This window comes from Curtanaerobium respiraculi (genome assembly GCF_024609215.1).
Taxonomy (GTDB): domain Bacteria; phylum Actinomycetota; class Coriobacteriia; order Coriobacteriales; family Eggerthellaceae; genus Curtanaerobium; species Curtanaerobium respiraculi.
This window is the reverse complement of sequence record NZ_JANIPD030000043.1, coordinates 91,533-104,231: the sequence shown is the minus strand read 5'-3', so window position 1 is coordinate 104,231 and position 12,699 is coordinate 91,533. Positions and strand designations below refer to the sequence as shown.

At 57.6% G+C, this 12,699-nt stretch carries 13 protein-coding genes and 3 tRNA genes; 4 read left to right on the top strand and 12 right to left on the bottom strand.

What is annotated here, in order from left to right; all coding sequences use genetic code 11:
* Positions 1-195: 195 nt before the first annotated feature.
* The 9 genes from NOV21_RS10850 to NOV21_RS10810 all read right to left on the bottom strand — a co-directional run bounded on the left by NOV21_RS10850 (position 196) and on the right by NOV21_RS10810 (position 6,708).
* Positions 196-270: transfer RNA gene (locus NOV21_RS10850), tRNA-Val, on the bottom strand.
* A 94-nt stretch (positions 271-364) separates the two neighbouring features.
* Positions 365-438, bottom strand: a tRNA-Cys gene (locus NOV21_RS10845).
* Positions 439-492: 54 nt separating this feature from the next.
* A tRNA-Gly gene (locus NOV21_RS10840) sits at positions 493-568 on the bottom strand.
* A gap of 212 nt (positions 569-780) precedes the next feature.
* Positions 781-1,839, bottom strand: coding sequence for an ABC transporter substrate-binding protein (locus NOV21_RS10835; RefSeq protein ID WP_283170975.1), 1,059 nt, complete (start codon positions 1,837-1,839; stop codon positions 781-783).
* Positions 1,840-1,850: 11 nt separating this feature from the next.
* Positions 1,851-2,900: an ATP-binding cassette domain-containing protein gene (locus NOV21_RS10830; RefSeq protein ID WP_283170976.1), complete on the bottom strand. Its 1,050-nt coding sequence runs from the start codon at positions 2,898-2,900 to the stop codon at positions 1,851-1,853.
* A gap of 12 nt (positions 2,901-2,912) precedes the next feature.
* Complete coding sequence (locus NOV21_RS10825) at positions 2,913-3,602, bottom strand: GTP-binding protein (RefSeq protein ID WP_283170977.1); 690 nt, start codon at positions 3,600-3,602, stop codon at positions 2,913-2,915.
* 82 nt (positions 3,603-3,684) lie between these two features.
* Complete coding sequence (locus NOV21_RS10820; RefSeq protein WP_283170978.1) at positions 3,685-4,491, bottom strand: ABC transporter ATP-binding protein; 807 nt, start codon at positions 4,489-4,491, stop codon at positions 3,685-3,687.
* Positions 4,488-5,510 carry a FecCD family ABC transporter permease gene (locus NOV21_RS10815; protein WP_283170979.1) on the bottom strand — a complete coding sequence of 341 codons (1,023 nt, stop codon included), beginning with the start codon at positions 5,508-5,510 and terminating at the stop codon, positions 4,488-4,490. Before NOV21_RS10815 ends, NOV21_RS10820 begins: the two co-directional genes overlap by 4 nt.
* Before the next feature lie 31 nt (positions 5,511-5,541).
* Positions 5,542-6,708, bottom strand: coding sequence for an ABC transporter substrate-binding protein (locus tag NOV21_RS10810; RefSeq protein ID WP_283170980.1), 1,167 nt, complete (start codon positions 6,706-6,708; stop codon positions 5,542-5,544).
* A gap of 182 nt (positions 6,709-6,890) precedes the next feature.
* Here NOV21_RS10810 and NOV21_RS10805 point away from each other — a divergent pair, with 182 nt between their 5' ends.
* Positions 6,891-7,625: a Crp/Fnr family transcriptional regulator gene (locus NOV21_RS10805; RefSeq protein WP_283170981.1), complete on the top strand. Its 735-nt coding sequence runs from the start codon at positions 6,891-6,893 to the stop codon at positions 7,623-7,625.
* Between the two features lie 70 nt (positions 7,626-7,695).
* Here the strand turns inward: NOV21_RS10805 and NOV21_RS10800 are convergent, their stop codons facing one another.
* Together NOV21_RS10800 and NOV21_RS10795 are read right to left on the bottom strand one after the other, a co-directional pair.
* Positions 7,696-8,976 carry a HipA domain-containing protein gene (locus NOV21_RS10800; protein ID WP_283170982.1) on the bottom strand — a complete coding sequence of 427 codons (1,281 nt, stop codon included), beginning with the start codon at positions 8,974-8,976 and terminating at the stop codon, positions 7,696-7,698.
* Positions 8,976-9,194: a helix-turn-helix domain-containing protein gene (locus NOV21_RS10795; protein WP_283170983.1), complete on the bottom strand. Its 219-nt coding sequence runs from the start codon at positions 9,192-9,194 to the stop codon at positions 8,976-8,978. The genes NOV21_RS10800 and NOV21_RS10795 overlap by 1 nt, the downstream gene beginning before the upstream one ends.
* A 302-nt stretch (positions 9,195-9,496) precedes the next feature.
* On the opposite strand from NOV21_RS10795, the gene NOV21_RS10790 reads away from it, so the two are divergent.
* The gene (locus NOV21_RS10790) at positions 9,497-9,787 is read left to right on the top strand and encodes an NAD(P)-binding protein (protein ID WP_283170984.1); all 291 of its coding nucleotides are present in this window, start codon (positions 9,497-9,499) and stop codon (positions 9,785-9,787) included.
* A gap of 2 nt (positions 9,788-9,789) precedes the next feature.
* Complete coding sequence (locus tag NOV21_RS10785) at positions 9,790-10,071, top strand: hypothetical protein (RefSeq protein WP_283170985.1); 282 nt, start codon at positions 9,790-9,792, stop codon at positions 10,069-10,071.
* Positions 10,072-10,247: 176 nt separating this feature from the next.
* On the opposite strand, the gene NOV21_RS10780 is transcribed toward NOV21_RS10785, so the two are convergent.
* Positions 10,248-11,381 carry an ABC transporter substrate-binding protein gene (locus NOV21_RS10780; RefSeq protein ID WP_283170986.1) on the bottom strand — a complete coding sequence of 378 codons (1,134 nt, stop codon included), beginning with the start codon at positions 11,379-11,381 and terminating at the stop codon, positions 10,248-10,250.
* A gap of 177 nt (positions 11,382-11,558) precedes the next feature.
* On the opposite strand from NOV21_RS10780, the gene NOV21_RS10775 reads away from it, so the two are divergent.
* Entirely contained in the window at positions 11,559-12,650 is a 1,092-nt protein-coding gene (locus tag NOV21_RS10775) for a FecCD family ABC transporter permease (RefSeq protein ID WP_283170987.1), read from the top strand.
* Positions 12,651-12,699 lie beyond the last annotated feature (49 nt).

Below are 12,699 nucleotides of genomic sequence, written 5' to 3'. Positions count from 1 at the left end.
TTCGATAGAATCCATCAACACGTTTTGGCCGACTGCAAAGTTGGGGCGCATGAACTTTCAGGGCTGTTTTAGGACATTTGAACTGGGGTTATAGCGACATTCATCAACACGTTTTGGCCTATAACCCGCCTATAACCCCGAATTGCGGCATAAAAGAAGCAGGCCAGAGAGTATAGCCTCTGACCTGCGAATGTATGGTGGGCGTTACAAGATTTGAACTTGTGGCCTCTTCCGTGTCAGGGAAGCGCTCTCCCCCTGAGCTAAACGCCCTCAAGGGTATGTCGCGTGCGCGACGCTTGCGTATTCTACCAAAGCTGTCCGTTTTGTAAACCGCTTTATAAAAAACGCCCATTATCGATGAAGATGGAGGCGACGTCCGGATTCGAACCGGAGATCAAGGCTTTGCAGGCCCATGCCTTACCACTTGGCCACGTCGCCATCTCACTTAAAAGGCCGGCCGAATAGTTGTGTTCGGCCGGCCCCATTCAGCAATGGAGCGGACAACGGGGTTCGAACCCGCGACCCCCACCTTGGCAAGGTGGTGCTCTACCAACTGAGCCATGTCCGCGCGCAAGAAAATATTATACGCGACAGACCCCTTGAAGCAAGCCCCAATTTTTGGGAGACCTACCGTCCATAACCTGAACACATGCCGGAACACATGCTCCAACCGTCTCCAACCACGCCGGAAACTGGCGGCGCAAAATCGCAAGCAGGCCATCCTGCCGACGCTGTTTCCGCTCCGAGCTGGGACGTGGACTCCAGCACAGCGCCTTACCCTCAGCACAAGCCTTTCCTATGAAAGCGCGCGAAGCGTTGTTCCAGCTCGACCTTCTTCGCCGCGATATCCGCATTGTAAATCCAATCCCAACCGAGCCATGTTACTTTTGCCCCTTCGGGCATATGGTTGTCCACGTTTGGATGCGTGGACAAGAAGTAGTTGTCCGAGAAGATACGCCCAACCTGCTCGGAAAGCAGCCAATCCAGCAGCGGTTGATTCTCGGGCTTCATATCCTTTCTGGCAAGCAGGGCTATCGGCTGCGCGAGCACGCCGTCTTCCGGCCAGACCACGTCAACGCGACCGGGGTTTTCAGACCCCTGCGCAAAGATCCACGGGGCCATGTAAATGGCGCAGCGAGGCTCCGATTTCGTACCGGCGGTGCGGGCGGCTTCGGGACCCACGAACCCGATACTGAAGTTGCGCTCCATCGCGGCAAGGCCCTCTTCGCCATACTGCTTCCAGATGTGCAGAAGGAATCTCGTGCCTATCTCGTTGTGCTGGTCGGGCGCCGCGATGCAGCCTTTGTATACGGGGTCCATCAGGTCCTCAAGCTTATGCGGGACCGGCCTGCCTCCCAATTCCTCCCTATCCACAAGCAGAACCTCGGGAAACAGCGCCAGCGGGTTGAACGCATCATAGCGCTCCCTGAACAGCACGGGGTCCATGATGGGAAGCGGCGCCGCATCCATCACGCGTTTAAACGCGCCCTTCGTCACGAAGCGATCGAAGAAATCTGTGAATATCAAGTCGCCGAACACCATATCGATCATCAGATCGGGGATATCATCGGTGGTTTTCATAGCCTCATAGTCGCGCACCGTGTTCTCGGTTTCCAAATCCGCAGGACACATCGTGGGAACGAAGCTGAAAAGCCTTCTGCCTGTTTCAGCACGGTATTTCGCTTCGTATTGGTCGTATTCATTCCTAAATCGCTGCTTCATCGGACAGGGAACGCCCACCATGAGATCGAGATTCCTTTTGGCGGTATGGCTTGCTACGGCATCTCCCACCAGGTCGAGCAAACCTTGGTCATATTCGAGCGTATGCAAGGTATCCATGTGCCCTCCTTCTACTCGGCTGCCGACAACGCGCCATGCAATCTGGCTCTCAGGTCGTCATCCAATCGTTCGCCACCCCGGATTCCATTGCGCAATGACAGCATGAACGAATCGAGCTTGCGAAGCAGCGAAAGATTCTTGCGCTCTTCAGGTGTGCTTTCCAGTATCGCCTTCACCGCGCCATTCTCAATGACGAGCCTGCGGCATCCGCCGAGCGCCAATACCGGGTCGTGGGTGGACAGCAGAACGATTTTGCCCTCATCGACGAGCATGGAAAGCGCTGCAGCGCGGTCGATGCCGGCATTCTCGATTTCATCGATAAGCACGATGGGGGATTCGGAAAGAACCACGGTATCCGCCACCATGAGCGCACGCGATTGTCCGCCCGATAGTTGCGTTATCGGCGTATCTCCCTCGAAATGCTCGCCCGACAGTTCGTTCGCGCATGCTATTACGCGGTCGATGATGCACGGATCGAATACGTTTCTGCTCTGAGCATGCATACTCACAAACGCCGCAACCGTCAGATCTATGACGAAGTTCATGTTCTGCGTGATTTGGGCGATCATGCGCCTCCCCATTCGAGCGCGCATCTCTTCGGATGGAGCTTCTCCGTTCACCAGCACCGACCGACCCGATGGCGTATCGTCCTGCGCAAGGGATTCCACATCCTCCAGCAGGCGGCTTTTTCCAGAACCTGTGGGGCCTACGATGCAAACTACTTCACCGGCACGCACCGTGACATCCAGGCCTTCGGGATAGCCGTCCTTATCATGCCCGCCGCGAATCGTGATGCTGGCGATCGCCGGGCTATCTTCCCGTTCCTCGAACCCATATGTGTCGATGAAATCGATGATGGATGTCGCAAAGGCGGTCTTAGTGAACCCGTAATCGGTAAAGCTCTCATCCGGGTATGAGTTCAGGATGTCTATAACGGTATCCGTCCCCGCAAATGGGCTGATACGAATGGCCGAGAACATGTTTTCCAGATAGGGGAACCGTTCGATCAGATCGTCGTACCCCGTCTTCAGCAGGTATCGCTCTACTTCGCGTTTTTCCATGATATCCCCCTGCTAGTGTCCGAAATCTATACGGCGCACGCTTCCCGATGAATTCGTATCGCTGATGAGCGTCTGCCCCAAGCAATACGAGCACAACCCCGAGGGCATCGAAAAGCGTAGGTGCTCCCCCAACAGCGTCTCGACATCACGCTCCGCAGCCATGAGATTGGCGATCTGAACAGAGCCCTGCCCGGTTATGCCGTTTGCGGGCACGATGCGCGCACGAGGGTTCACCTGGTGAATATGGTTGTAAAACACCTCGCGTTCCGCCTGGCTTACGATGTCGCCCTTGGTCACCACGACAACATCGGCGAGGCGAAGCATGGGACCGATCTTCTTCGGCGTATTGATGCCGGCCAGATTATCGATAACGCAGATTGCCAAGATGCCCCTCACGTGCGGCGAGCAACGGTTGCATAGGCCGGCGCTTTCGCTTATGAGCACATCGAAGCCTTCGCGTTCGCCCCACTCTATGCACTGCTCGATGTTGATGATGAAGAAGTGGTCTGGGCATAGGTTGCCCGCCAAGCCCACTACAACGGGGACATCGTGGCGTTCGTACGTCTTATCGTCGAGCGAGCTCAGGCAATCGAACTTCACCACGCCCACGCGCTTTCCCTGAGCTTTCAGCCGGTCTATCGCTTTGAGAATGACCGATGTTTTCCCCGATGACGGCGGTCCGGCAACGGTAATGAATTGCATGGCTGTCTCTCCTCCACTCGTTTTTCCTTTTCACTTGACGATGGGCCGCAGATGGCAAAGCACCTGATCCCCTGTCTCACCGTCATCGTTTGCCATCAAGTGCGCCGAGCGCGATGATGCTCCGATACGTTGATCCATCGATGCCCACTTCGCGAATGCGAATGTCTGCTCTGAACGCACGCCGCATATTCTCTTCGGTGATCACGGAAAGCGAATCGCCGAAGAGCGCTTCCCCCGGCCCTTCCAAAAGGAGGGCTTTCCCATGCCCCCGAAGCGCGTGTTCGGGATAATGCGTGGTCATGATCACGGCCAGCCCCTGTTCATGCGCCAGCTGGCTTAGCAGGTCCAGCACCACAAGCTGGTTGTGGAAGTCAAGCCCGGATTCCGGTTCGTCCAGAACCAGAACGTGGGGATGGGCTGCCAAGGCTTTCGCGATGAGCACGAGCCTCTGTTGGCCTCCGGACAGCAGCTGCAACTGCCTACGAGCTGCGCTCGCCATCCCCACATCGCCGAGCGCCCTCATGGCTGCCTGTTCGTCCTCAGCAGAAGGCTGCGAAAATAAACCGATGTGGGCGCTTCTTCCCAACAGCACGGTTTCCAAGGCGGTCAAGGACAGCGTCGTGTGATGCACCTGCGGCACATATCCCACATGCGACCACATGTCACGTGGCTTCAGCGCAGCAACATCTTGCCCATCCAGCAGCGTCCGGCCTTCGCTCCACTTGAGAATGCCCAGCATGCAACGGAGCAGCGTCGACTTCCCCACGGCGTTCGGACCCACCAGGTAAAGAAGCTCGCCGGCATCCACCCCGAAGGACAGGCTTCGAATGACCTCGCCGCCTTCGCCCTTCCCATAGCTGAAGGATGCATTTTCAACCCGCAGCTTCATTTCACCGCCCTACCCGTGTTGCGCAGAAGCACCACGAATACCGGGGCGCCAATGAATGCGGTGAGAATGGAGAGCGGGATCTCCATGGCAAGCGCCGAACGAGCCGCGGTGTCGACCACCACCATGAACAGCGCGCCGAGCAGCACGCTCGTCGGTATGACGAAGCGGTTGTTGGATCCGCAGATCAAACGCGCGCAATGGGGAATGACCAACCCCACCCAGCCAACCTGCCCGCAGATGGATACCACCGATGCCGTGATGAGCGTTGAAAGCACGATGACGGCAAGGCGCATGGGAGCGATACGCATACCCGATGCGCGCGCCTCCTCTTCGCTGAGTGCTAATATGTTCAGCCGCCACCGCAGCAGCATGAGCCCCGCGATGCCCACCGTGATACAGATGCCCCCATATGTGAGCGCGGTATCCGTGGCGCCCGTAAGCCCGCCCATGAGCCAATACGTGATCTCAGGTAGCTGGTCTGCGGGGTCGGCGACCAGTTTCACGATGGATATCGTGGCATTCATCAGCGACGTCACAATGACACCCGAGAGGATGAGCCTTGTTATCGTCATGGTGGCCTGCACGCGCGCGAACATCACCGTCAGCGCCGTAGCGCCCAAACCAGCTAGGAACGCGGACAAGTGCACTATCGCCATGGGAAAATCGAGCAGCAGGCCCACCACGGCGCCGACGGCCGCGCCGCTCGCAACGCCCAATGTATCGGGGGTGGCAAGCGGATTCGAAAACACGCTTTGGTACGAGGCGCCGGCACATGCCAACCCCGCGCCTACGAACAATGCAAGCAGAATGCGCGGGATGCGCAGCGAGAAGACGACGAGGTCGATATTGTGGTCGACATCGCCTCCCGTGAGGTGCGCGGCGATGTCGCCCCATACCTCCGAGACGGAAAGGGGCATGCGGCCGCACGTCAGGCATATGAACGCCGCCGCGGCAACCGCCGCGGCGAGCGCTCCGTAGACCACATAGCGCTTTCTGCTATCGAACAGCTTCTCAAGCACGCATGCCCCTTTATCGAGCCGGGGTCCCTGATCAGATTCCCGCGTAGTCGGGGAATATGTCGCTCATCTGGGCATCGCTGAGATCGACGTTGTAATAGCTCTTGTAATACGCCTTCGTGTCGGCAACGACATCGATGTCCGAGGTCAAATCAGGATGGGTGACCTTCGCAAGCCATTCCATCGTCAAAGGCCAGTCGACGCTCGGGGTGAACCAGCTCCAGCTGCCCAGGCCGTTGCAATACACTTTGCCGTTTTGAACTGCGGAGAGCGCGGAGAAATCGGCTCCTTCGATGGTGTTGCCGATCAGATCGGGCGGCAGGTATTGGCACTGACCGATGCCGGGCAGCAGAATGATGTCCGGGTTCCAGGCGACGACCTGCTCCATGCTGGTGCCGTCGATGCCATTGATCTCTTCGGCTGCGTTGGCCGCGTTTGCGTACTGATACCAGAATGTGGCGCGCGAACCGCTGCCCGTAACCTGCATGTTTCCATTTGAATACCCGAACACTGTCAGAATGCTGGGCTTGTCACTCGCATCGCCGACAGCTTTCTCAACCTTCTGGTACATGGCTTCGCCATCGACGATGCATGCATCCATCTTACCCGGCTCGTCGAACAGATCTTCTAGCATGCGCAACCACTCGACGTATAGCGCTTTCGGATCTCCGGCGACGTTGAACGCCACCGCGTTCAAGCCGGCTTTCTGCAGATTTTCGGCCAGCTCAGCATTCTGGTTGGGAATGATGATGACATCAGCCTTGAGCTTGACGAGCTCTTCCATGTTCAATTTGCCGTCGGCAAAGCAATCGGAGGAAAGATTCTGCAGGTCGGGAATCATGTCCATGAGAACCGAGCCCTTCATGCTGCCGATAATGTTCTTCGAGACGCCGACCAGGCCTTTGGTCGTGCCGCCTTGGTATGCGACATACGTGCTCAGGATAGGCACCTGGACGATTGCGACGCGTTCCACCTTCGCGGGAACCTTCACTTCGCGGCCCAAAGCGTCGGTTATCGTGCGCGTACCGTCCGCCGATGCGCTAGCGCTGGACACGCTGGCGCTTGACGCTCTCTCGTTCGAAGGTGAAGGCGATGCGCAACCTGCGCAGACCGCCAAAGCCATGATCAGGGCGATTGCGATTGCAACAAAACCGACGCTGCGCCGCCTATCCTTCCCTCTTCCCATGATGCGTTCCTTCATGCCTGCTCCTTTCCAACTTGTATCCATTGCATCGTCAAGCCATAAGCAGGATTATTCTTGCTTGCACCATATATCGAAGAGTAGATTATACTTGTTTGAGAATATGTTGGATATCCAACGGATGAGGAAATGAATTGCGGTCGATCGCTTAGCGGCTCCGCACGCGAGACAAAAGGTGAACCATGTCGCATTCGAACAATATGGATGAAGTTACACGCATCTTGATTCGGTCATCGCTTTTCAATGGCCTTTCCCGCGACCAGATCGACGCCGTAGCTAATCGCATGCAGGCTCGGTTCGCATCCGTTCCAAAGGGCGACCTCATATTCACGCTGCACCAACAGGTGTCCTGTTTCGACTACCTGGTATCGGGCAGGGTCGAAATCGCCACAACGGACGCATGGGGGGACAAGCACATACTCAGCATCGCGGGACCCGGGCAGACGATCGGGGGGATACTTGCGTTTTCGGACGTGGACAAGCCCCCGGCCAACGCCGTGGCGTTGACCGACTGCAGGCTCATACTGTTCGACCGTAACGCCATATGCCATCGCCGGGATGACCCGCTCGGCGAATGCTTCAGCATCCTGATCGGCAATTTCACGCGGATTATCGTGGACAGCAAACTGCAGCTCATGAAGAAACTCGATACCCTGTCGCAACGCACGATAAGAAAGAAGATACTCACCTTCCTGTCATACCAAAGCGAGAGCAGCGGTTCGCGCTCATTCGACATCCCCTTCGACAGGCAGCAGATGGCGAATTATCTGAATGTCGAGCGCAGCTCATTGTCGGCAGAATTGGGCAAGCTGAGAAGCGAGGGAATCATCGACTTTTCGAAGAACCACTTCAGGCTGAGCGGATTTATTGCACTCGAATGCGCCCTTCTCAACGAAAACTCCTCCTGCGGGGCCTGATCGGAATCATCCATGATGTTTCCGGCTTGCCCCTTAAACCTTCGAGCATCTCTCATCCGCAAGAAACGAACTAGAAAGATTCTCGCAGCACCTGCATACGAGGAGCCAATTTTGACTCCAGATCATCGGCGATATAAGGCGCCGCGCTAAAGCCAAGAGCGGCAAGTTTTTCCGCCTCGCTTCGCAATGCGGGAACGGCATGTGATTGAAAACCTTCCACCACTCCGTGGAGTAGGCGCGGCGCCACATCCATCTGCTTCGACAACATAGCTAAGTCAGAGGGGGCCACCGCATCGATATCGCGTGTGCCTCCTATCGCCATGCCCATCTGCCTGCTGAATCGCGCGAAATACGCAGTGCTCACGATGTCGTATGCCGGAGCAAGGCGGAAGGATCTACCATCTTCCGAATGCAGAATGGAGAAGTTCTTCAGGTGGTTGTCGCAGTTGCCGATGAGGTAGTTGAAAAGCGCCAGGCGTGCGAAGGCAAGGCGGGCAAGGCCAGGTGCCGAGAAATGCATCTGCATGAACTCTGCCACCGATTGCGCTGTCGATGGCTCGAGCTCGGCATACTTCGATGCAGGGAGCAGGCCCATGGCCTGGGTGAAGTCTTCTTGATGGAGCCGCAAGGGGGCCGGCAATCCACCGATTGTTCCGCCAGCGCGTTCTTTGCGATCGAACCTGCGCGAGCACAGAAGTGGAGCAGCTGGATTGACGAGATGCGTTTCAGCAACCTCTAAACCGCACGCCTTGGCACAGGCGAGGGAAAGGAACTCGACAGTGAGCAAGTCGGGCAGTTCGTCATGCGCGAACTTCACGATGAAATTCGAAGGAGCACCGCCCAACGGCTGGAACCAACCCTCCGAAAACTCTTCTTCATCATCGTGATAGAGGCCGACTTTCGACTGCGTTCCCGCAAGAGACAGGCGAGATTCACTTTGCATACGCGCGCTGGGGTTGGGGGTTGCCGTGTTCGAATGCAGCCTGTCCAGAGCAATCGGCCGATACGCTGCCGACTCGACATATGCCTGTTTATTCAATATGACGTCGCCGATGCAGTCGATTCCGCACCGTGCAAGAATCGCCAGATAGTCGTCTTCCCGCACGGCAAGTCGCGCTGCTAAGGCACGTCGTTCATCGCCTTCTGGCAGCAACCCCTCGAAATACGGCCTGAACTCGTCCTCGCTAAACGCTGCTTCCCGCAGGGGAAGGGAAAGCGACAACGAGCCACGCTGCGGATTGGTCAGATACTCAGGGAGATAGGAAAACCGCGGATTGAGACCCTCGATGTCGACGATACATCCCACATCGACAATCCCATCGGCAGTTTGGCGCGAAACGGGAAGGTCCATCACTGGCCCCGCTTCATGCAGGCCATGTCCAAGCCGAGCGTGTTCATGACGGTAAGGACCTTCCCGATTTCGGAGGTCGTCTTGCCGCGTTCGAGGTTCGATATGAAGGTGAGTCCCGACCCGCTTAAATCCGCAAGCTGCGTTTGGGTGAGCCCCTGCGCTTTTCGTTCTACGCGGATAGCCAACCCGAGGTCAGCTACTGAGTGGATCGTCTGCATAGAAACCTGGTTTCTGCGAACGCATAAAATTCTTTACGTTTACTATAATTTATGCGAACACAGAAATCAAGGAATGAGTTTCCCTCTTGAGAATTACAGCGACCTGCCCAAGCGGTAGGCCTCTTCGGGGAAGCGCGATGCCGCCGCCGCACGGCCCCGCTCCACCGAGCATCTGGCTGGGGGCTTCGCCGTTAAGGAAGCTGTGTTCAAGGCGGTTGCCGAGCTGCTGCCCGAGAAGACCTTCGACCTGCGAGCTGTGACAACCAACCGTAGCGTTTGTCACATCGAGAGAGGAAACCGCCATGGCATTCGATCACAAGACCATAATCGTAGGCGCCGGTGCCGCTGGCATGAACTGCGCGCTTGACCTGCAGAAGGCCGACCACGACTACCTGCTGATCGCCGACTACATGGGCGGGCGCATCTGCAACGACACCAGCATGCAGCTGGTCATGAGCCTGATCCGCTTCGACTTCGACGCCGACGGCATGACCGAGCGCCTGAGCCAGGCCAGCGGCAATGTGCTGCTGGGCAACCTGGTGACCAAGGTGGAAAAGGCCGGCGAGGGTTGGAAGGTGACCACAATGGCTTAGGGATGGAGCCCGCGGCCATCAGCGGCATTTACGCGGCCAATAATATCCTGGGCAAAACCGTGGACGAGAACCCGGGCACGTACGCATCTGTTTCCACCGCGTCGTACGCCGTGTCCGAGGGACTGGGTGGCACGCAGGAAACGCTGGCCAACTACGGCGCCGTTGCCGCCGATGCAGGCCAAACCGTCATGCAGGCGGCAAAGGACAACAAAGGCGTCGTAGCCGCTGCCGCAGTCGGCGCCGCCGCGTTAACCGCCGCCGTCATGATTGCCAAGCGCAAGTAAACACAGCTGCGGAAGACGGGGCGGAGACGTCGCTGCGCAAGGGGCGCGAATACAGCATGAGAACCATCCTGCCACGCCGAAAGCCGGTAATAAGCGCAAAGCCGACCCCGGATCGAGCGGGGTCGGCAGATGGCGTTCAGTTGGGTTCGCGAATAGACGGAAATCGTCCGCGGCGATCACGATACGTTGAGGATGTCCTGAGCCTCTTGCGCGCTGAGGGTCACGTTGAAGAACGTGCTGTAGAACTCCTGCGTCGTCTTCACCATATCCACATCGTAATAGGCGGGGTACAGCTTGTTGGCGAGCCACTGCATGCCGATGTAGCGGGTTACCGACGGGGGGCGATCCCCCCAGGTGTACGGCAGGCATGGGATCGTGTACACCTTGCCGTCCCGCACGGCGTCGATGGATGCCCAGTCGCTGCTCGTGCGGATCGCCTCATCCGATCCACCGCGATATTTGGCGCTCCATGCGATGATGACCTGCGGGTTCCACGCTATGACGTTCTCAAGCGAAACTTGCGTCATGCCGGACCCCTTGGTCATATCGCATTGCGCGGCATCGATGGCACCTGCGGTTGCGAATGTCGTGAAATGGGGTGAGTTCTGCGGTTCGGTCTTCAATCCGTCAGGCCCTTCGGCATAGTACACGCTGACCTTCTCGGAATCGGGCACCTTCGAAACAGCAGCCGTGACCTCGTCATAGGCTTTCTCGCAATATTGGGCGCATTGCTCGGCATGCTCTTGCTGGCCGAGCACCTCGCCGATTTGGCGGTAGGTATCCGGGGTCTTGTCCACCGATCCGTCGAACAGCACGACGGGAATGCCCGTCTGCTCTTGGAGCTCGTTGGCTGCGGAGATATCGCTATCGGTGATGGCGGATGATGACACATCCAGCAATAGCTTGATCCCGCCCGCCATCATCGCTTCGTTGTCGAGCGTTCCGTTCATGGCCCAGGTGCCATAGCTCGGCAGATCCTTCACCGTATCCGGAAGGTACTTCATCTCGGCATCGCTGTAGTTCGAATTCGTGCCGCCTGCTAGTTCAGGTGCGAGCGAATACAGGTACATCTGAGAGATCGGGCTCGTGCAGTAAACCGACTTCTCGAGATCTGCCACCGCGGGAATCTCGACGGTGCGACCGGCGGCATCGGTTATCGTGCGGGTAGCCGATTGGCTGGCGGAAGGCGAGCTCGATGCTTGGCTGGTCGAGCTTGAGCTGCTGCACCCTGCTAAGGCGGTAAACCCCGCTATGGCAAGGATGCATGCAAGCGCGATGCCGAGCATGCTCTTACGAAGCGTTTTCCTCATATCCCCTTCTTTCTTCAAACGCGAAGGCCTCATCCCTCGCTATTTGCAGATCCTATGATATATGATAAAGAATAAACATGTGCGAGAATAATGACAATGCGCCTGTTTTTCGATTGGATTGAATAGCGGGCGGGTAAATGGTTTTGCAACACCCGCGATAATCACCTGGAAGTTCACATGCACATCGAATCGTCTGAAACTCGTTTTGACCAGGAGGCCGATGATCTGTTCGGACGCGAAGCGGACCGGACATTCGCGCTTCGCACATCCCTGTGTGTGAAGATAGCGTTGCCGCTGGGCCTCGTCGCCATCGTGCTCATAAGCTTCGCGTTGGGTCGTTATCCGGTGACTCCCATCGAGCTCATCGAAGGTATTTCCCGCCATATCAACGACGCCGTCGCAACCCAGAGCGATTTGAGCCTCGACAAGGTCATCTTCAATATCCGCATTCCGCGCATCCTTCTGGTCGTATTGGTGGGCGCGGCGCTTGCGAGCGCGGGGGCGGCGTTCCAGGGCATGTTCCGCAACCCGTTGGTTTCACCCGATCTGCTCGGGGCGAGCGCGGGGGCGAGCTTGGGCGCCTGCATCGGGCTGCTCATCGGCCTTCCCAACGTGGTGACGCAGCTTCTCGCCTTCGGCGGGGGCTTGGCCGCTGTCGGCATGGCGGTGTTCCTCAACCGCATGGTGAAATACGACCGGCTGTTGGGATTGGTGCTGGGCGGCATCCTGGTATCGACCCTCTTCCAGGCGGGCACGTCGATCGTGAAGCTGGCTGCCGATGTGAACGATAAATTGCCCTCCATCACCTACTGGCTCATGGGCAGTTTTTCGGGAGCGAATCAAAGCGACCTCGCCATCGCCCTCATTCCGATGCTCATCGGATATGCGCTCCTCATCATCGAACGGTGGAAGCTCAACGTGCTCTCATTGGGCGATGACGAGGCGCGCGCCCTGGGGGTCGATACGAAGCGCACGCGCTTCATCGTGATCGTGGCCGCCACGCTGCTCACCTCCGTTTCCGTGGCAGTTTCGGGGGTCATCGGGTGGATCGGGCTCGTCATACCCCATCTCGCGCGTGCGCTGGTGGGCCCGAACTACCACAAGCTGCTCCCCGCAAGCATCATATTGGGGGCGACCTACCTGTTAATCGTCGACGACATCGCGCGCTGCCTGCTGTCCATGGAGATACCCATCGGAATCCTCACCGCCATCTTGGGGGTGCCGTTCTTCGCCGTCATCTTCCACCACAATTCGAAAGGGTGGAACTGACGATGACCGCTCGAGAGCAAGGCTGGGAATCTTCGCAATGCCGTGGAAT

What these genes read in the sequence shown, in the direction of transcription:
- NOV21_RS10825 (WP_283170977.1), bottom strand. Translation starts at nt 3,602, where the DNA reads ATGCAATTCATTACCGTTGCCGGACCGCCGTCATCGGGGAAAACATCG.
- NOV21_RS10810 (WP_283170980.1), bottom strand. Translation starts at nt 6,708, where the DNA reads ATGAAGGAACGCATCATGGGAAGAGGGAAGGATAGGCGGCGCAGCGTC.
- NOV21_RS10795 (WP_283170983.1), bottom strand. Translation starts at nt 9,194, where the DNA reads ATGCAGACGATCCACTCAGTAGCTGACCTCGGGTTGGCTATCCGCGTA.
- NOV21_RS10820 (WP_283170978.1), bottom strand. Translation starts at nt 4,491, where the DNA reads ATGAAGCTGCGGGTTGAAAATGCATCCTTCAGCTATGGGAAGGGCGAA.
- NOV21_RS10830 (WP_283170976.1), bottom strand. Translation starts at nt 2,900, where the DNA reads ATGGAAAAACGCGAAGTAGAGCGATACCTGCTGAAGACGGGGTACGAC.
- NOV21_RS10800 (WP_283170982.1), bottom strand. Translation starts at nt 8,976, where the DNA reads ATGGACCTTCCCGTTTCGCGCCAAACTGCCGATGGGATTGTCGATGTG.
- NOV21_RS10790 (WP_283170984.1), top strand. Translation starts at nt 9,497, where the DNA reads ATGGCATTCGATCACAAGACCATAATCGTAGGCGCCGGTGCCGCTGGC.
- NOV21_RS10785 (WP_283170985.1), top strand. Translation starts at nt 9,790, where the DNA reads ATGGAGCCCGCGGCCATCAGCGGCATTTACGCGGCCAATAATATCCTG.
- NOV21_RS10775 (WP_283170987.1), top strand. Translation starts at nt 11,559, where the DNA reads ATGCACATCGAATCGTCTGAAACTCGTTTTGACCAGGAGGCCGATGAT.
- NOV21_RS10780 (WP_283170986.1), bottom strand. Translation starts at nt 11,381, where the DNA reads ATGAGGAAAACGCTTCGTAAGAGCATGCTCGGCATCGCGCTTGCATGC.
- NOV21_RS10805 (WP_283170981.1), top strand. Translation starts at nt 6,891, where the DNA reads ATGTCGCATTCGAACAATATGGATGAAGTTACACGCATCTTGATTCGG.
- NOV21_RS10835 (WP_283170975.1), bottom strand. Translation starts at nt 1,839, where the DNA reads ATGGATACCTTGCATACGCTCGAATATGACCAAGGTTTGCTCGACCTG.